We start from the raw sequence: 16554 nt of genomic DNA on the forward strand, positions 1-16554 counted from the left end.
CCACCCCGGATGACCACTCCGTCATGTGACAGGTGACCTCCACGTAACTCATAAGACAAAAGTGGACTTATACCGCCCACCTGTACCCTCCCCGAACAGTGAAGCCCCGGAGACCAGTAGCATGCGGGGCCATGAGCTCCCCCACCGGGCCCGCATCAGGCCTGCCCGTACGAATGCCGCGACCCCGCCAGCCCGGTCGGCACCGCCGCCCGGAGCCCGTGGCGGCTCCCGAGAACGCGCCCGCGCTCGTTCTCGCCGTACCGGGCGTACCCAGCACCGCCACGCGCAGTCTCGCCGAAGAGGTCGTGAGCATCGCCCGCTCCGAGCTGCCCGGCCTCGACGCCCGTATCGGATACCTCGACGGGACCGAGGACGCGACGGTCACCTCGTTCCCGGAGTTCCCCTCGCTGCAGTCCGTGCTCGCGCACGCCGCCACCGAGCGCACCGCGCGCTATGAGCAGGCGCGTGCGGCGGGATCGGACGTCACCGAGCCCGACGGCCCCGTCGCCGTCGTGGTGCCCCTCCTCGCGGGCCCCGACAGCGCGCTGATGCGGCGCCTGCGTCAGGCCGTGATGGACAGCCGCGCCCCGGCCGAGCTGACGGACGTCCTCGGCCCGCACCCGCTGCTCGCCGAGGGGCTGCACGTACGCCTGTCGGAGGCCGGGCTCGCCCGCGCGGACCGCGCCCGCCTGTTCACGGTGGCCACCGCGGCGGACGGCATCGTCCTGGCCACGGTCGGTGGCGAGGAGGCCGTGCAGGCCGCCGGGATCACCGGCATGCTGCTCGCGGCCCGCCTCGCGGTGCCGGTGATGGCCGCCGCGCTCGACCAGGAAGGTGCCATCGCGGACATGGCCGAGCAGCTGCGCGGCTCCGGCTCCACGCAGCTGGCGCTCGCCCCGTACCTGATCGGTCCCGAGATCGACGACAGCCTTCTCGAGGCCGCCGCCAAGGAGGCAGGCTGCTCGGTCGCCGAGTCGCTCGGCGCCTACCCGGCGATCGGCAAGCTCGCCCTTGCCAAGTACACGACGGCGCTCGGGATCGCCCCGCAGCAGCCGTCGGGCGCGCCGGTCCACTGACCGCACCGCGCCAGGCAGACCTGATGCCGTTACGCCGATGGGCCCGCCCCCTGATGCAGGGAGCGGGCCCATCGGCGTACGCGGGTGCGATGGCCAGGGCGCCTCAGCCGAAGATCACGCAGGAGGCGGCCGGAGCCTCGATCGAGCCCTCGCGGCGCGGGATGCCCGTCGCCGGGTCGACGGAGAACCAGGTCACGTCGCCGGAGCGCTCATTGGCCGCGTACAGGAACCGGCCCGACGGGTCGATGGCCAGGTCACGCGGCCAGTGGCCGCCACAGGGGACGGTGGCGGTGAGCCTGGGACGCGCGCCCGCCTCCTCGAGGGCGAGCACCGAGATGACGTCCTGGCCCCGGGTCGCGGTCCACAGGAAGCGGCCGTCGGGCGCGACGACGACCTCGGAGGGGTAGGCCTCGCCGTCGCCGCCCGTGGGCCCCGGCAGGACGGCCGCCTCGCCGAGCGGCTTGAGAGCCCCTTCGGCGGCGTCCCAGGCGCAGATCGTGATGGTGGGCGCCAGCTCGTTCAGGACGTACGCGAGATCGCCGCGCGGGTGGAACGCGAGGTGCCTGGGCCCCGAGCCCGGCCGCAGCGCGACCTCGCGGTGCAGCGTCGGCTCGCCCGCCGCCGTGAGCTCGCAGACGCGTACGGAGTCGGTGCCGAGGTCGACGCTCACCACCCAGCGGCCGCTCGGGTCGGGCAGGACCTGGTGGGCGTGCGGACCCTGCTGGCGCTGCGGGTGGGGACCCGCGCCGGTGTGCGCCAGAACGCCGGAGGGGGTGGTGGCGAGGCTGCCGTCGGGGCGCACGGGCACGGCGCTGACGCTGCCGGAGCCGTAGTTGGCCGTGAGGACGTGCCCGGCGTGCAGGGCGAGATGGGTGGGAGCGGCCCCGCCGACCGCCACCGGCTTCCCTGCCCGCTCGGGCCTGTCGCCGACGAGGCGGTACGCCGCGACGGTGCCGTCCGAGGTCTCGCTGACGGCGTAGAGCGTGTCACCGGCGGCCGAGAGCGCGAGGTACGAGGGGTCGGCGATCGTGTCCGTGGCGCTGAGGACGGTCAGCGCGCCGCTGTCCGCGTCGACGGCGGCGGTGAGGATCCCGGCCCCGCCCGCCGCGGTGAAGGACCCGATGTACGCCCGTTGACTGATCCCGTACCTGCCGACCACTGCGTTCCCCTCTCGACTCTCGACCGAGCGCCGTGTCCAGGGGGCACTCGTGCGCCAGACGCTAGCAGCCGGTCTAGACCAAGGGGCTCCGGGCCGGGGCGTCCGGGACCAGCGCGGCGCCGCTCTCGCCGCGCGTCCTGGCGAGGGCCTCGGGGTGGTGGACGTAGGCGGGGTGGCGCTCCACGGTGTCGTACGTGCGGTGGAAGACGGGCGTCGCGCTGCCGGAGAGCGGGGGCACGATCCAGGACCAGTCGGCGCCCACGGTGCGGCCCCTGCTCTCCTCGCGGCCCAGGTGGGTCAGGAAGCGCCGGGACTCGGTGTGGTGGTCGGTCATGGTGACACCGGCCCGGTCGAAGGAGTGGAGCACCGCCCGGTTGAGCTCGACGAGGGCGCGGTCCTTCCAGAGCGAACGGTCGCTCGCCGTATCGAGCCCGAGCCGTTCGGCTACGCGCGGCAGCAGGTCGTAGCGGTCGCTGTCGGCGAGGTTGCGGGCACCGATCTCGGTGCCCATGTACCAGCCGTTGAAGGGCGCCGCCGGGTAGCAGACGCCTCCGATCTCCAGGCACATGCAGGCCAGCGCGGGTACCGCGTGCCACCGCAGCTCAAGCCCCGCCCACCAGGGGTGATCGGGGTGTTCGATCGGGACTTCGATGACGGCGTCGGGCGGCAGCCGGAACCAGCGGGGCCTTTCGCCCGGGCCCTGGACCACCAGGGGCAGTACGTCGAAGGGGGTGCCGGGGCCGCCCGGCCAGCCGAGACGGCGCGCGAACTCGGTGATCCCGACGTTGCGCGGGTCGCCGACGACTCGTCCGCCGGGGCGCCGGTACCCGGCGTACCGGATGAGCTGCTCGTTCCAGATGCGGGGCCCCGGGCGGCCGGGCGCGTCGGGCGCGAAGACGGTGATGAGGGGCCTGATCCGCCGCCCGCCGCTGACGGCGGCGCGCAGATGATCCGCCGACGCGGCGGCGATGTCCCCGGCGGCGGTCAGCTCCCTGCGGTCCAGGACGTGCAGGGAACGCCAGTAGAGACGTCCGATGCAGCGGGCGGCGTTGCGCCAGGCGAGCCGGGCGCCGAAGACGAGCTCGTCGTGGGTGTGGCGGTACGTCCCCGTCCCCGCGATCTCGGCGAACACCTGGGCGATCCGTGGCGCGGGGTCGCCGCGGTGGGTCTCGTCGTGGTGCAGGCGGACGAACTCGGCGGCGGCCCTGCGCAGGGCGGGCCCTGTCGGCGCACCGTCCGCGGGGCGCGGCACCGGCGGGGTGACGTCGTCCTGGTGGCCCGCGGCGCGCTCCGGGCAGGCCGTGTCGGTGGCATGCCGGTGCGCTGCCGCCGGGCCTGCGACCGGACAGTGGACCGGTCCGCCTCCCCGCGCATCGCTGTCCGCAGGAGCTCCGTACCCGGCCCTGCGCAGGAAATAGTTCCGCATGGTGCACCCCCAGGAGGCGGCTCCGGGGCACGAACCGCTCGACCGCTCCCGCACGGTCCGCACGTCTGTTAGCCGCGGGGTTACCCCTCCGACGGGGTGATCCACCCTGTATGTGCCCGGTGAACATGGATCAGACGCGGGCGAATTGTCCACACCGCGACCGGAGACGGCAGTTCGGCGTGGGGTTCGCGGTCAGGAAGGTCGTCGCGGTCAAGGAGGTCAGGGAGAGGTCGCCGCGGCCGTGGGCCGTGCGGCGTCCTTGATGGCGGGCAGTGCGAGGGCACCTGCCAGTTCCCTCAGTTCCTCGTCGGTCGGGCGGACGGGCCCCTCGGCGCCGTCCTCGGCGAAGGCCCGGATGCGTGGGGTGCGGATCCCGGTCTTGTCGGCGATCGCCTGCGGCGTCAGATGCCGGCGGCGCATGGTCTTCTGGAGTAGCTGAGACAGGTCATCCATTGACCTCTCCTGCCCCACTCGCGTGCGCTCATGCCGTACGTCTCGACGAACGGTGTCCGGCGCACGGCGCCGCGGACCCGCCACCCGGGCATGACGACTACCCGGGCGCGACGGCTACCTGGGCATGACGGCCCGGATGGTCTTGCCCGTGGGGCCACTGGTCACGGTGACCGCCTTGGCCATGTGCCGCACCATGGGCCAGCCGAACCCGCCGGTGCCACCGGCCAGATCGGGCGCCCGCTCCCGCGGCGGTCGCGGATCGGCGTCGCCGACCACCACCGCTATGGCGTCCGGCTGCGCCTCCAGGCGCAGGGAGCACGACGCCCCGCGTGCGTGCCGTACGACATTGGTGACGAGTTCGGAGACCGCGAGCTCGACGCTCGCGGCGTCCTGGGAATCCACGGCCGGGTGGAGCCCGCCCAGGAAGGAGCGGGCGAAGTCCCGCGCGTGGGCGACCGCTTCCGGCCTCTTGTCGAAGACCGCCTTGACCGACGGTCCGGCGTCCAGCTGCTCCGGCGGTCCGGTGTTCAGCTTGTCAGACGGTCCGGTTGCCAGTCGCGTCCCTTGCGTCCTCATGAGCCCTCCTCGTATGGGGGTGGCCTCTGTCCGAATATGGGGTGGCCGCTGTCCGAGATGCACACTTGCCCGGCAATACGGAACCTGTAACCCGTCGACGCATAACGGATCTTGTTGCCTCATGGGGCGCATGAAGCACGCGCGCGGGGGTACGTGCGCCTCATCGGCCGGTCGGGGGACGACGGAGGGCCGGGTGACAGGGGAGGGAATTCATGACAGCGGCAACTGGGACATCCACGGACACCGGCATCGCGGAACTGCCGGACATCGCTTCCCCCCAGGGGGTCGGGCCGAAGGACGCCCGCGACCTGTCGAAGCTGTTCTTCAGCAGGCTCGCCGTACTCGAAGAGGGCACGCCGGAGCACCAGTACGCCCGCAACACCCTCGTCGAGATGAACATGTCGCTCGTGCGGTACGCCGCCGGACGGTTCCGTCACCGCAGCGACGACATGGAGGACATCGTCCAGGTCGGCACGATCGGCCTGATCAAGGCAATCGACCGCTTCGAGCTCTCCCGCGAGGTCCAGTTCGCGACGTTCGCCGTGCCGTACATCGTCGGTGAGATCAAGCGGTTCTTCCGCGACACATCCTGGGCCGTCCACGTTCCGCGCCGTCTCCAGGAGGCCCGCGTCGAACTGGCCAAGGCCACCGACGAGCTCAGCTCCCGCCTCGGCCGCGCCCCCAAGGTCGGCGAACTCGCCGAACTGATGGACCTCACCGAGGAAGAGGTCATCGAGGCCCGGCAGGCCGCCAACGGCTACAACTCCACCTCCCTCGACGCCACCCTGCACGGCGACCGTGATGACGACAGCGAGGCCGCTCTCGCCGACTTCATCGGCGCGGAGGACCCGGCCATGGAGCTGGTGGAGGACTTCCACGCCCTCGCTCCGCTGCTCGCCCAACTCGACGAGCGTGACCGGCAGATCCTGCGGCTGCGGTTCGTGGACGAACTCACCCAGTCGCAGATCGGCGAACGCCTCGGCGTCTCCCAGATGCACGTCTCACGCCTGCTGACCCGCACCCTGGCCCGTCTGCGCGCCGGAATGCTCACCACCCGCTGACCCACCCGGCCGGGGGACGGCGGGGAAAACGGGGAACGGCGCGGGATTTCGGCCGCTCGCGGAGCGCTAGCATCAGTGCGCCGCTGATGTCCGATCGAGAAGGCGATTCCCCGCGATGGCCGATGACGCTTACCTCTTCCTCCTTCCCGACCGGCACCCCCGGCTGGGGACGGCGCTGGCCGCGGTCGGCAGCCTGGAATGCGCGGAGACCCCCGCCGTCCACGGCTGGCTGCAGGCGCATGACGCGTCGGCCTCTTCGGAACTGGTCCGGATCCTGCCCTCCGAAGCGGAGGCGTTGATCCCCCAGGACGCCGAGCGTCTGCTCGTTCCGTTGAGCGAGGAAGAGGCGCTGCGGGTCCAGCAGGAGTGTGCGCCCCAGTCCGTCACGGACGTGGAGGGCGAACTGCTGGAGTTCCGGGAGACGACCCAGGACTGGGAGGCTCTGGTGCACAGAGCGCTCGCCGCGGGCGTCCCCGCGCAGCGCATCGCCCAGTTGACCGGCCTCGACCCGCGGGCGGTCGGTCGTCTGACCGTGTGACGGCCGGCCGCGCGGGCCCCGGCCGCTAGTCGGCGGCGGTAGGCCGCTTGGTGAAGCGGTGCCACCAGTGCCGGCGGCGAGGGTGCACGGCGCGGCCGAGCCTGCGGCCTATCAGCAGGTAACCGAGGACGGCGCCCGTCGTGTTGAGCATGACGTCGTCGATGTCGAAGGCCCGCCCGGTGACCAGGAAGCCCTGCGCCAGCTCGACAAGGAGCATCACCAGTGCCGTGACGGCTATGACGCGTACGAGGCCCCGGGCGCGAGGCACGAGCACCGGCAGCAGCATGCCGAACGGCAGTCCCAGGACGATGTTGCCACCGAGCTGTTTGACGGTGTCGCGGAACGCGGGCTGTGCCAGATAGTCGCGGATGGAGTCGCCGGGGCGCAGGTTGCTGTGCGTCAAGGGCACGGAGGCGGCCGAGGGTTCGAGCGTCAGGCGGGCCAGCACGACGGCGAAGGCCACGGTCCCGGCGAACGCGAGGAGCATGGCTGCCGCACGCGCCCACCTGGAGAGCGGGGGTGCGCCGGGGGTGCTCCGGGCCTCTGGATCCTTCATGGCCTTGCCGTGCGGGACCGTCCGTGCCATCACGAGCCTCCCCTTGTCAGGTTGTGTTCTGCTTGCGCCTTCCGTTACCCGCTCGATGGCTCCGTACGCGGTCCAGGACAGTTCACAACGGATCCGTGCGGCCGAACAGACCGGCGTGGCCCGGCGGGAGCTGCGTGAGTATGCGGCGCAGCAGCGCGTCGTCGGCGACCTCGGCGACCGTGGCGAGCACCGCCGTGACGGCGCGGCGGGCCTGCCCCGCGTCGACGCCGACGCGTGCGCCCACCGCCGCGACGAAAGCCTCGGGCGTCAGGGGTTCGCTGGCCGGTGAGCCTTCGGTGAGCAGCGGGCCGCACTGCTGCGGCAGCAGACGGGCGAGGTCCGTGCGGTCGTCGCCGACCAGGTGTTCTCCCAGGACCTCCAGCACGCTCTGCACCGCCCCGGCAGCCTCCTGCCGGATCACGTAGGATCCGCGTTCTTGGACCCGGTCAAGCAAAGACTCCACCGACTCGTTCACGATTCATCTCCTCGCTCTCGTCGAAGTGACAGGCGTGGGACGGCTGCAGGACGGTGTCCGCCACATCGAGCAGCGAGAGGCCGTCACGCGAGCTCACCCGTTGCAGCCACGCGAGACCATCGGCGACGGCGCAGTCGTCGCGGGCCGCGACGTAGTCGGCCGCCTGGTGGATGCGCTCCCAGCGTGCCGCGCGCGTGCTGGTGGTCCACACCGGGCGCCGACAGCCGATGCCCGTGTGCACGGGCCGCCAGCGCATCAGTGCCTCGAGGGCGAGAGCGGCGGCGCGCTGCGCGTAGCTGATGTGGGTCGAGGTCACCTCGGTGTGCTCGGTGTAGTAGAGACACAGGACAGCGACCGGGGTGCGACGGGCGTGCAGCGGGAGCGCGAGCACGCGCCGGGTGTCGGGCAGTTCCGCCGACAGGGGCGGTCCGGTGCGGCACGGGTAGTCGCGCAGGTCCGGTACGAATACGGGCTGCATTCCCAGTGCGGCGCTGACCGAGGGGCCGTCGGCGCGGGTGAATTGTGCGGCCTCGGCCTGCAGCGCGGGTTCGTCGGTGGCGTGCAGGAGTTGCCAGTGCTCGAGCCGGGGCAGCCAGGACAGCGCTGCCCGCTGTGCGCCGAGCGATTCCATGAACGCGGTGCAGAGGCGGTTCGGCAGCGCGCTGCGGCCTACAGCTGCCGCGATCGACACGTCATGCACGATCGTCGGTGATTCCTCCGGCATGGTGATGTCCCTTCCAGTCGCATGCCTCACGGTTCGACTGCACCCTCCGGGCGCCGGACGGGTCAGGCGCCCGGAGGGGCGGAAGTTCACCTACCACTCGACGGCCACGTCATGTGTCATCGACCGGGTGACATCGATCGCCTCGGCCAGATCGCGCCGGACGGGGACTCAGGCCCCGATCAGAGGCGTACGAGTCGAAGTGCGCAGCGGCACGGCCAGTTCGACGAGCGCCTTCTCCAGGCCGTGCAGATGGGCCAACACCGGCTCGGCGGTGGAGGGATGCGGCAGAGCGACCGTGTCGGCGGCCGGTCCGCGAGCCGCCTCCGGCGCGGTGAGTGCCTCCACCGCGGCTTCCACGCGCCAGCAGGCGGCGGCGAGCCGGTCGTCGTGCGAGGCCTCGGGGTCCGCGGCGATCGAGGCGAGCCCGCGCACCTCGCGGGCGCAGGCGTCGAGCAGCGCGAGCACTTGGCGGGCGCGCTCCTTGCGGGCCCGCAGCGGGCTGAACGGGTGCACCAGCGGAGCGAGCGAGAACCGCACCTTCCCGAGGAGCTGCTCCAACTCGGCGACGCGTGGCGCGGGATCGGCGTGCCGGGACCCGGCGAGCCGGGCCGCGGCCTCCTCCGTGCAGGCGTGCACACAGCGCAGGGCGCGCTCGATCCAGGCGTTCGTCGTGGCGTGCGTGGTGACGGGCAGCACGAGGAGCACGGCGAGTACGGCACCGAGCGCCCCCACGCCGGTCTCCGCGACCCGCAGGGCGAGCAGCCCCGGGTTCAACACCCCGAGCAGCCCGTAGAGCACGCCCGCCATCACGGTGACCGCGAGCATCATCCACGTGTACGAGACGGCGGCCGTGTAGAAGATCCCGAAGACGCTGACGGCGACGATGATCGCCGAAGGCGCCGGCGCACCGTGCAGCGGGACCGCGAGGACGAAACCGGCCCCGATGCCGATGACCGTGCCGAGCACCCGCCTGAAGCTCCGCACCAGCGTCTCCCCGCTCGACGCGGTGTTCACGAACACCCACCAGGTGGCGCCCACGGCCCAGTACCAGCGCTGGTCGGAGAGCACCTGGCCCGCGGCGAGCGCGAAGGCGCCGCCGAGCGCCGCCTGGACCGCCTGCCGGGTGGTCGTCCTGGCAAGGCCCCTGCCACCCGGCGCTGCGGGCACGGCAGCGGGCGGCAGGCGGCGCTCGTAGCACCACAGCCCGAACCGTACGGACGACGAGGCGCACAGGGACAGCAGGATGGCGGCGAACAGCTCGGGCAGCTGCTCGGGCCCCGTGTGCAGGAACTGCGTCGCGAAGAACATCATGAACGCGAACACCCCGAGCGAGTGCCCGCGCGGCCCCCACCGCCGCGCGTACACGCCCAGGCCCATCACACCGAGGAAGGCGATGTCCCGGGCCACGGGTACGTCGTGCAGCATCGCCGCGAGGGCGAGCACGGGGAACCCGACCGCGGGCAGCAGAGCCGTGGTGACGGCCTGCCCCTTCACCGTCGCGTCGCCCACGGTGAACAGAGCGAGCAGCGCCGCGAGCCCGCCGGTGATCGCCGCGGCGAGCGAGTGCCCGGCCAGACCGCACACGGTCACCGCGAGCGCGATGCCGATGACGGCCCGCGCGGCGAACCGCAACCGCACCCGTCCCGGATCCGGCGCCACGAACACGCTCCTCAGCACAGCTTCCCCGCCCCTTTCGCGTCCAGCTCGACCTGTTCGCACGCAACCTGCCCGCATGCAAAAGGCGCCGCGGGAATCCGCAGCGCCATCGACAGCCACATCACACCATCAAGAGCCTCACTGGCTCAACAGGCATCAGTTTCACTGAGCCATTGGCCCACTCATATGCCCTCACGTCGCGCCACGGGAGGGCCAACGGACCATGCACCGGCGAGCACCCTGGGCCGCGGCGGTGGCGTAAGCGCCGCTGACCTGGGTAGCTCCCGAGCACCCCGCCGTAGGGCGGTGGTTCTCATGTCTCAGGAGTCGCCATGCCCGGAGTGATCGACCGCATCAAGCAGTTCGTCCGCAGCCCTCAGGGGCAGCGCACGATCCGTCAGGTCCGCCAGGCCTCGGCCGACCCGAGGAAGCGGGCCCAGGCCAAGCGCATGCTCGGCAAGATCCGAGGACGCCACTGAGCTTTGCCGAGACGCTGAGGAGGCGAGGAGGCGAGGAGCCGCAGTACGCGATCCGCGGGCTACGGCGCCCTCGGCGGCCACTGCGGGCGCTCGTCCTCCGGCAGGGTGAGGAGGGCCTGGCCGACCGTGCGGTGGGCGGGGAGAAGTTCCGTGCTGCCGGTCAGCGCCAGCATTTCCGAGAGGCGCCGCCCCGCCCCGGCCAGGAGCAGCCTGCCCTCACGGCGGGCGAGCAGCCAGCGCACGGCGAGCAGGCAGTTCAGGCCGCGCGAGTCGCAGAACATCAGCGCCGTCACGTCCAGGACCAGATGCCGGTGCCCGGCCTCGACACTGGCGCCGAGGGTACGCAGGAAGAACTCCTCGCAAGACTGGTCGAGCTCGCCGCTGACCCGCAGCACCGCGGAGTCGGAGCAACTCGCGAGCTCGGTGATGGTCAGGCGATGGGTCTCTGTGGACATCGCACCCCCATGAGCCATCGTACCGAGATCGGCGCAGAAGCCTCTCCCGGCACAGCTCGGCGTGGTTCGCGCCCCTCGCTACCTCTTGTCGCGCCCCGTCACTACCTCTTGTCGAGGAGCTTGACCCGCAGCCGCCCGAGGATCCGGGTGAGGATGCGCGAGACGTGCATCTGGGAGATGCCCAGCTCCGCACCGATCTCGCTCTGCGTCATGTCGGCGGCGAAGCGCATCGCGAGGATCTTGCGCTCGCGCTCCGGGAGCGCGGCGATGAGCGGCTTCAGGGTGTGCAGGTCCTCGACCTTGTCCAGCTCCGGATCGCGGTAGCCCACGTGGTCGGCCAGCGTGTCGTCGGAGTCGACGCCGTCGGCCGGGAAGTCCAGGGAGGCCGTGGTGTAGCCGTTGGCGGCGGTTAGACCTTCGCTGATCTCGGCCTCGTCCAGGTCCAGATGCTCGGCGAGTTCCGCCGTGGTCGGGGTGTGCCCGTTGGTCTGTTCCAGATCGGTGGTGGCCTTCACCAGGTCCAGGCGGAGTTCCTGAAGCCGGCGGGGAACGCGCACGGCCCAGGTGGTGTCGCGGAAGAACCGTTTGATCTCGCCCATGATGGTCGGCAGCGCGAAGGTGGGGAACTCCACGCCCCGCTGGAGGTCGAAGCGGTTGATCGCCTTGATCAGGCCGATCGTGCCCACCTGGACGACGTCCTCGAACGATTCGTCGCGCGGGCGCATCCGATGCGCCGCGTACTGCACGAGGTTGAGGTTCAGCTCCACCAGCGAGTTGCGCACGTAGGAGTGCTCGGGCGTGCCTTCCTCCACCGCGTCGAGGCGGGCGAAGAGCGTCTTGGAGAGGGCCCGCAGATCGGCCGTGCGCTTTCCGACGACGGGGGGCAGGGGGTGTTCGGATGCCGTCGGGTCGGCTGCGGCGATGTCGGGGCCGGCGGTATGTCGTTCGGCGAACGACATCGTGGGTCCTTGGCTGCTCGTCGTCGAGGCCACCATCGTCACTCCCGAAACACAAGGCGCCCCCGGGCTGAGAGCGCGCCGTGCACGGGCTCTTACCCACCATCTGCCGTTACATTCCCGTGACTTGACTCTCCGTATAAGAACCCTGGAAGTCAGCCCCGGATCCGGTCCTGCCACCCCATCGGGTGAGTGTGCGCCCTGGGGCGCCGGGCAGCGGAAGCGGCATGCAACTCATCAACCGGATCGAACACACCATGGAGCGATGGACGACCAACCTGTGGACTCTGCTGCTTCCGCCCAGGCACAAGCGCGGGGAAGTGGTCGCCATACTGCGCCGTCAGTGCGATGACAGCGCGCTGATCCTCGGGCGCGAGCGTGTCCTCGTGCCCAACGCGTTCGTCATCGAGCTGCCGCCGGAGAGCCACCGCCGGCTGAGCACCACCAGCACCGAGTTGAGTCGCTACCTCGCGGCGCAGGTGCACCGCCACGCCGCCGAGCAGGGCTACACGTTCGCCGGACCCGTCGCGGTCAGCCTGCGGTCGGCCGGTGGCGACGCGGTCGGCAGGTTCCAGGTTCACGGCCGCATCACCCCCGCGGAACACGAGGTGGCCCTCGGGATCATCCCCGGGCAGACCCCTGCGGCAGAAACGCTGTGTTTCGAGCCGACCAATATGTGTGCCGGCCGTGAGAGAAATCAGCGCGACGCGCTCTGAGAGTTTCTTGCGCGACGCCCGGAGCGCATTTTTTAACCACACAGAGCCGATCGCACCGTGCTACTGTCGATCTCAGTTGCAGTTGTGGTTCCCAAAAACTTCAAGTGCCCTCACCAGTCGTTTTCGGCCGGTGGGAGCACTTTTGTATTTCCGGTCATTTCCGGCGGGGCAATCATCGCGGCGACGCGGAGTCCGCACAGTGCGGGCTCCGGGCACTGCCCCGAAGGAGATTTAATATGGCTAACGGCACCGTGAAGTGGTTCAACTCGGAAAAGGGCTTCGGCTTCATCGAGCAGGACGGCGGCGGCCCCGACGTCTTCGCCCACTACTCGAACATCGCCGCCCAGGGCTTCCGTGAGCTCCAGGAAGGCCAGAAGGTGAACTTCGACATCGCCCAGGGCCAGAAGGGCCCGACGGCCGAGAACATCGTTCCCGCCTGACGCTCACGCGCACTTCGTAGCTGGGGCCCGCACCTTGGGTGCGGGCCCCAGCTCGTGCATTTGACACATCATCCCGGCCACGGATTTCCCGCGCATCCACGCGCACAGCAATTACCGTCGCCCGGATCAGATTGACGAATTCGCTATACGCATTCGCTCTGCGCATTCGCTTTACGCATTCCCCCGGCCCGTTCTCGCGATTCTCCGCGCTGTGCTCTCGCTGCGGAAATTCCTTGGTACGTGCCGCATCAAGGAAGGTTCCGCATGAACCGCACTCGTACGAACGACCGCTCCTACCGCTCGAACTCCGGCTCTGGCTCCGGCAGGAGCGGGAACCGTTACGGAGCTCCGTCCGGCGGCCGCTCCGGCGGTCCGAACCGTTCGGGCGGCTACGGGCGCCGACCGTCCGCGCCCCAGGGCGAGTTCGCCCTGCCGGTCACGATCACCCCCGCGCTCCCCGCCGTCGAGGCGTTCGCCGACCTCGCGATGCCGGCGCCGCTGCTCACCGCGCTCGGCCGCGAAGGCGTGACCAAGCCGTTCCCGATCCAGGGTGCGACCCTGCCCAACTCCCTCGCGGGCCGCGACGTACTCGGCCGTGGCCGCACCGGCTCGGGCAAGACCCTCGCCTTCGGACTCGCGATGCTCGCCCGCACGGAAGGTCAGCGCGCCGAGCCGCGCCAGCCCCTTGCCCTGGTCCTCGTCCCCACCCGCGAACTGGCCCAGCAGGTCACCGACGCGCTCACTCCCTACGCCCGTGCCCTGCGGCTGAAGCTCGCCACGGTGGTCGGCGGCATGTCGATCGGCAGGCAGGCCGGTGCGCTGCGCGGCGGCGCGGAAGTCGTCGTCGCCACGCCGGGCAGGCTCAAGGACCTCATCGACCGGGGCGACTGCCGGCTGAACCAGGTCGGCATCACCGTCCTGGACGAGGCCGACCAGATGGCCGACATGGGCTTCATGCCCCAGGTCACCGCGCTGCTCGACCAGGTGCGCCCCGAGGGCCAGCGGATGCTGTTCTCGGCCACGCTCGACCGCAACGTCGACCTCCTGGTCCGCCGCTACCTCTCCGACCCGGTCGTCCACTCCGTCGACCCCTCGCAGGGCGCGGTCACCACGATGGAACACCACGTGCTGCACGTCCACGGCGCCGACAAGCACCGGACGACGACCGAGATCGCGGCGCGCGAGGGCCGGGTGCTCATGTTCCTGGACACCAAGCACGCCGTCGACCGGCTCACCGAGCACCTGCTGAGCAGCGGCGTCCGCGCTGCCGCCCTGCACGGCGGGAAGTCCCAGCCGCAGCGCACCCGCACCCTGACCCAGTTCAAGAGCGGTCATGTGACGGTGCTCGTGGCGACCAACGTGGCCGCACGCGGCATCCACGTCGACAACCTCGACCTGGTCGTGAACGTGGACCCGCCGACCGACCACAAGGACTACCTCCACCGCGGCGGCCGCACCGCACGGGCCGGTGAGTCCGGCAGCGTCGTCACCCTGGTCACCCCGGGCCAGCGTCGCGACATGACCCGCCTGATGGCCGCCGCGGGCATCACCCCGCAGACCGCCCAGGTGCGTTCCGGAGACGAGGAGTTGAGCCGCATCACCGGCGCCCAGGCTCCTTCAGGCATCCCGGTCACCATCACCGTGCCGGCCTCGGAGCGCCCCCGTCGCGGCGGCTCCCCCTCTTCCCGTGGCCGTCGCAGCCGCAGCGCCCAGGACCGGCGTACCGACCGCGGTCCGCGCCGCGCCGCTCAGGGCCCTTCCGTCTCCAGCCCGGCCGCCTGAGGCCCTTCTGGCGTCGATCGCCTCAACCCTGTCAGCCGTCCCCCTCCTCACCTGTGAGGCACCCATGCGCTGCGTCATCGCCCGTTTCCCGTTCGACCTCACCAAGAGCGGCGTCCTTGAGACGATGAAGGGCATCAAGCCCGAGCCGATCACGGGTGACTCCGTCATCATCGGCCGCCGCCACTACCCCATCAAGCAGGTGGGCGCGGTCATCACCCGGCAGGACCGGCGTGACTTCAGCGCCGGGGAAGTCACCCGCGCCATGACGCTCCTTGGCTTCACCTGCCGCACCCCTTCCGAGGACCCGGCCCCGCGCGACCTCACCCCGCTCCAGACAGCGTCGGCGCTGCTCGGCGCCTCCACTCCCGTGTAGCGGGAGACGCAGGACGCGACAGCAGTGCAGCAAGGAGGGCCCCACCGGTACGCCGGTGGGGCCCTCCTTGCGTACGTGTCCCGCACGCACGTACGTGTCCCGCACGCACGTACGTGTCCCGCACGCGCCCGGGTGGCAGCACACAAAATCTATGCTTGTCAGCGTAGACATTGCGCTGTCGCATGATTAGGCTTTCTCTCATAGTTGTAGATCAAGAGGGAGGACGGAGGAGCAGACGCCATCAGGATCGCCCGGCCCGAGATCGATTCGGCCCGGGTGCCGCAAGACCCCGGATTGGAAGGTGGTCCTCGGTCACGCATCAGCGATCCCCGTATTCCCGCCTGTTCACGGGCCGGAGAGCGGAAAGAAGAGGTCGGCGCAGCAACGAGCCCGACCGATGGTGTTGAATTTCCTTCGGGGCCTTGGTGCCGTACGGCATCAGGGCCCCTCGACGCGTGCCATAACGAGGTGACATGACTGCAGATACCCCGCTCAGCGGTCGTCTGGACGACGACGACTACCCCGCCTACACCATGGGGCGGGCCGCCGAGATGCTCGGCACCACACCCGGTTTCCTGCGGGCCATCGGTGAGGCCCGGCTGATCACACCGCTCCGCTCAGAGGGCGGACACCGGCGGTACTCCCGCTACCAACTGCGGATCGCCGCGCGCGCCCGCGAACTGGTGGACCAGGGCACCCCGGTCGAGGCGGCCTGCCGCATCGTCATCCTCGAGGACCAGCTCGAGGAGGCCCAGCGCATCAACATGGAGTACCGCCGCGACGCCGACGAATCGAGCGGCGCCCCGCACTGATATCGCCCGCGCGCCGAGCCCACTCCCGGGCGGGTCCACTCCCCCGGCAGGCCCGGTTCAGGCCGTCGGAGGCCACACCCCCGGAGCGAGAACACCCAGCGCGTACGCCCGCGCCACCAGCTCCGTCCGGTTCGCCGCGCCCCAGCGCTCCGTCAGACGGCGCAGATGGTAGGTGACGCCGTCCGGGGTGAGGCCCGTCTCGCGGGCCGCCCGTGCCGTCGTGGCGCCGCCGGCGAGCAGGGCCAGGATGCGCGCCTCGGCCGGGGTCGCGGCTTCAGCGGGGGCCGGATCGGGGGCGCGGTCCTCGCCCAGGACGCGGAGCAGCACAAGGAGGCCGGGAACCTCGTCGACCGTGTCGCTCACCGGCTCCGCCGTCAGCTCACCGTGGCGCCGCACACCGTCGGCCGCCGTCCAGAGCACCGCGACCGGATAGCGCGAGCGGTGCCGCAGCCGCAGCGCCTCGGCGATCCGCAGGACCTGTGTCTCCTCCTCGGGGCGGAACAGTTCCAGTACGTTGCGGCCCCGCAGGGTGCCGGAGGTCTCACCCCACTCCGCCGCCATCGCCGTATTGGCGATGATGATCGCCCCGCTCGCCTCGCAGACCGCGACCGGCATCGGGATGCGGTTGAAGAGGAGCATGGCGCGGTTGCGCCACAGCACGGAGTCCACGGAATTCGCGGGGTCCACAAAGCCCTCGGAGTCCACAGGGCGACTCCTTTCAGCTTCGGCGCGGAGCAGTCAAGAGCGGGGTGCCGTTCACCACTACACAATCATGTAGTGGAGCGGCGTGAACCCACGGGGGCGGCGGTCA

General features: G+C 71.0%; 20 protein-coding genes. 9 read left to right on the plus strand and 11 right to left on the minus strand.

Annotated elements, in window-relative coordinates; translation table 11 throughout:
- Nucleotides 1-131: 131 nt before the first annotated feature.
- Nucleotides 132-1076, plus strand: coding sequence for a sirohydrochlorin chelatase (locus ACZ5CR_RS24895; RefSeq protein ID WP_468860996.1), 945 nt, complete (start codon nt 132-134; stop codon nt 1074-1076).
- A 103-nt stretch (nt 1077-1179) separates the two neighbouring features.
- Here ACZ5CR_RS24895 and ACZ5CR_RS24900 read toward each other — a convergent pair whose 3' ends face one another.
- From ACZ5CR_RS24900 to ACZ5CR_RS24915, 4 genes are all read right to left on the minus strand, one after another.
- Nucleotides 1180-2235 carry a lactonase family protein gene (locus ACZ5CR_RS24900; RefSeq protein WP_468860999.1) on the minus strand — a complete coding sequence of 352 codons (1056 nt, stop codon included), beginning with the start codon at nt 2233-2235 and terminating at the stop codon, nt 1180-1182.
- Between the two features lie 73 nt (nt 2236-2308).
- The gene (locus ACZ5CR_RS24905) at nt 2309-3661 is read right to left on the minus strand and encodes a nitric oxide synthase oxygenase (RefSeq protein WP_468861001.1); all 1353 of its coding nucleotides are present in this window, start codon (nt 3659-3661) and stop codon (nt 2309-2311) included.
- A 219-nt stretch (nt 3662-3880) separates the two neighbouring features.
- The gene (locus ACZ5CR_RS24910; protein WP_389905589.1) at nt 3881-4114 is read right to left on the minus strand and encodes an XRE family transcriptional regulator; all 234 of its coding nucleotides are present in this window, start codon (nt 4112-4114) and stop codon (nt 3881-3883) included.
- A gap of 114 nt (nt 4115-4228) precedes the next feature.
- Complete coding sequence (locus ACZ5CR_RS24915) at nt 4229-4690, minus strand: ATP-binding protein (RefSeq protein ID WP_468861004.1); 462 nt, start codon at nt 4688-4690, stop codon at nt 4229-4231.
- A gap of 212 nt (nt 4691-4902) precedes the next feature.
- Here ACZ5CR_RS24915 and ACZ5CR_RS24920 point away from each other — a divergent pair, with 212 nt between their 5' ends.
- Both ACZ5CR_RS24920 and ACZ5CR_RS24925 read left to right on the plus strand, forming a co-directional pair.
- Nucleotides 4903-5751, plus strand: coding sequence for an RNA polymerase sigma factor SigF (locus ACZ5CR_RS24920; protein WP_468861007.1), 849 nt, complete (start codon nt 4903-4905; stop codon nt 5749-5751).
- Between the two features lie 115 nt (nt 5752-5866).
- Complete coding sequence (locus ACZ5CR_RS24925) at nt 5867-6289, plus strand: DUF6003 family protein (protein WP_468861009.1); 423 nt, start codon at nt 5867-5869, stop codon at nt 6287-6289.
- 25 nt (nt 6290-6314) lie between these two features.
- Here the strand turns inward: ACZ5CR_RS24925 and ACZ5CR_RS24930 are convergent, their stop codons facing one another.
- The 4 genes from ACZ5CR_RS24930 to ACZ5CR_RS24945 all read right to left on the minus strand — a co-directional run bounded on the left by ACZ5CR_RS24930 (nt 6315) and on the right by ACZ5CR_RS24945 (nt 9751).
- Complete coding sequence (locus ACZ5CR_RS24930; protein ID WP_468861012.1) at nt 6315-6875, minus strand: VanZ family protein; 561 nt, start codon at nt 6873-6875, stop codon at nt 6315-6317.
- Between the two features lie 82 nt (nt 6876-6957).
- Nucleotides 6958-7296 (minus strand): DUF2267 domain-containing protein, encoded by a 339-nt coding sequence (locus ACZ5CR_RS24935; protein ID WP_468861014.1) that lies wholly within the window; start codon nt 7294-7296, stop codon nt 6958-6960.
- 25 nt (nt 7297-7321) lie between these two features.
- Complete coding sequence (locus ACZ5CR_RS24940; protein ID WP_468861017.1) at nt 7322-8074, minus strand: GAF domain-containing protein; 753 nt, start codon at nt 8072-8074, stop codon at nt 7322-7324.
- A gap of 168 nt (nt 8075-8242) precedes the next feature.
- Entirely contained in the window at nt 8243-9751 is a 1509-nt protein-coding gene (locus ACZ5CR_RS24945; protein ID WP_468861019.1) for an FUSC family protein, read from the minus strand.
- 311 nt (nt 9752-10062) lie between these two features.
- On the opposite strand from ACZ5CR_RS24945, the gene ACZ5CR_RS24950 reads away from it, so the two are divergent.
- Entirely contained in the window at nt 10063-10209 is a 147-nt protein-coding gene (locus tag ACZ5CR_RS24950) for a hypothetical protein (protein ID WP_389905577.1), read from the plus strand.
- Between the two features lie 59 nt (nt 10210-10268).
- On the opposite strand, the gene ACZ5CR_RS24955 is transcribed toward ACZ5CR_RS24950, so the two are convergent.
- The gene (locus tag ACZ5CR_RS24955) at nt 10269-10664 is read right to left on the minus strand and encodes an STAS domain-containing protein (protein ID WP_389905576.1); all 396 of its coding nucleotides are present in this window, start codon (nt 10662-10664) and stop codon (nt 10269-10271) included.
- A gap of 101 nt (nt 10665-10765) precedes the next feature.
- Nucleotides 10766-11623 (minus strand): RNA polymerase sigma factor SigF, encoded by an 858-nt coding sequence (locus tag ACZ5CR_RS24960; RefSeq protein ID WP_468861270.1) that lies wholly within the window; start codon nt 11621-11623, stop codon nt 10766-10768.
- Nucleotides 11624-11847: 224 nt separating this feature from the next.
- Here ACZ5CR_RS24960 and ACZ5CR_RS24965 point away from each other — a divergent pair, with 224 nt between their 5' ends.
- The 5 genes from ACZ5CR_RS24965 (at nt 11848) to ACZ5CR_RS24985 (ending at nt 15743) form a co-directional block, all read left to right on the plus strand.
- Nucleotides 11848-12336 carry a DUF3662 domain-containing protein gene (locus ACZ5CR_RS24965; protein ID WP_468861022.1) on the plus strand — a complete coding sequence of 163 codons (489 nt, stop codon included), beginning with the start codon at nt 11848-11850 and terminating at the stop codon, nt 12334-12336.
- Between the two features lie 236 nt (nt 12337-12572).
- Nucleotides 12573-12776, plus strand: a complete 204-nt coding sequence (locus ACZ5CR_RS24970) for a cold-shock protein (RefSeq protein WP_190084283.1) — start codon at nt 12573-12575, stop codon at nt 12774-12776.
- Nucleotides 12777-13040: 264 nt separating this feature from the next.
- Entirely contained in the window at nt 13041-14558 is a 1518-nt protein-coding gene (locus tag ACZ5CR_RS24975; protein ID WP_468861024.1) for a DEAD/DEAH box helicase, read from the plus strand.
- Between the two features lie 64 nt (nt 14559-14622).
- On the plus strand, nt 14623-14931 hold the full coding sequence (locus ACZ5CR_RS24980; protein WP_468861026.1) for an SCO5918 family protein: 309 nt from the start codon (nt 14623-14625) through the stop codon (nt 14929-14931).
- Nucleotides 14932-15404: 473 nt separating this feature from the next.
- Complete coding sequence (locus ACZ5CR_RS24985; RefSeq protein WP_468861029.1) at nt 15405-15743, plus strand: helix-turn-helix domain-containing protein; 339 nt, start codon at nt 15405-15407, stop codon at nt 15741-15743.
- 57 nt (nt 15744-15800) lie between these two features.
- Here ACZ5CR_RS24985 and ACZ5CR_RS24990 read toward each other — a convergent pair whose 3' ends face one another.
- A complete protein-coding gene (locus ACZ5CR_RS24990; RefSeq protein ID WP_468861273.1) occupies nt 15801-16382 on the minus strand; it encodes a PAS domain-containing protein in 582 nt (193 codons plus the stop codon).
- Between the last annotated feature and the right edge of the window lie 172 nt (nt 16383-16554).

Source organism: Streptomyces sp. NPDC031274, from assembly GCF_055570235.1.

Coding starts and splice junctions, on each gene's coding strand:
- ACZ5CR_RS24980 (WP_468861026.1), top strand. CDS start 14,623: ATGCGCTGCGTCATCGCCCGTTTCCCGTTCGACCTCACCAAGAGCGGC.
- ACZ5CR_RS24950 (WP_389905577.1), top strand. CDS start 10,063: ATGCCCGGAGTGATCGACCGCATCAAGCAGTTCGTCCGCAGCCCTCAG.
- ACZ5CR_RS24910 (WP_389905589.1), bottom strand. CDS start 4,114: ATGGATGACCTGTCTCAGCTACTCCAGAAGACCATGCGCCGCCGGCAT.
- ACZ5CR_RS24985 (WP_468861029.1), top strand. CDS start 15,405: ATGACTGCAGATACCCCGCTCAGCGGTCGTCTGGACGACGACGACTAC.
- ACZ5CR_RS24940 (WP_468861017.1), bottom strand. CDS start 8,074: ATGCCGGAGGAATCACCGACGATCGTGCATGACGTGTCGATCGCGGCA.
- ACZ5CR_RS24915 (WP_468861004.1), bottom strand. CDS start 4,690: ATGAGGACGCAAGGGACGCGACTGGCAACCGGACCGTCTGACAAGCTG.
- ACZ5CR_RS24970 (WP_190084283.1), top strand. CDS start 12,573: ATGGCTAACGGCACCGTGAAGTGGTTCAACTCGGAAAAGGGCTTCGGC.
- ACZ5CR_RS24955 (WP_389905576.1), bottom strand. CDS start 10,664: ATGTCCACAGAGACCCATCGCCTGACCATCACCGAGCTCGCGAGTTGC.
- ACZ5CR_RS24930 (WP_468861012.1), bottom strand. CDS start 6,875: ATGGCACGGACGGTCCCGCACGGCAAGGCCATGAAGGATCCAGAGGCC.
- ACZ5CR_RS24960 (WP_468861270.1), bottom strand. CDS start 11,623: ATGTCGTTCGCCGAACGACATACCGCCGGCCCCGACATCGCCGCAGCC.
- ACZ5CR_RS24990 (WP_468861273.1), bottom strand. CDS start 16,382: ATGCTCCTCTTCAACCGCATCCCGATGCCGGTCGCGGTCTGCGAGGCG.
- ACZ5CR_RS24905 (WP_468861001.1), bottom strand. CDS start 3,661: ATGCGGAACTATTTCCTGCGCAGGGCCGGGTACGGAGCTCCTGCGGAC.
- ACZ5CR_RS24925 (WP_468861009.1), top strand. CDS start 5,867: ATGGCCGATGACGCTTACCTCTTCCTCCTTCCCGACCGGCACCCCCGG.
- ACZ5CR_RS24975 (WP_468861024.1), top strand. CDS start 13,041: ATGAACCGCACTCGTACGAACGACCGCTCCTACCGCTCGAACTCCGGC.
- ACZ5CR_RS24920 (WP_468861007.1), top strand. CDS start 4,903: ATGACAGCGGCAACTGGGACATCCACGGACACCGGCATCGCGGAACTG.
- ACZ5CR_RS24895 (WP_468860996.1), top strand. CDS start 132: ATGAGCTCCCCCACCGGGCCCGCATCAGGCCTGCCCGTACGAATGCCG.
- ACZ5CR_RS24965 (WP_468861022.1), top strand. CDS start 11,848: ATGCAACTCATCAACCGGATCGAACACACCATGGAGCGATGGACGACC.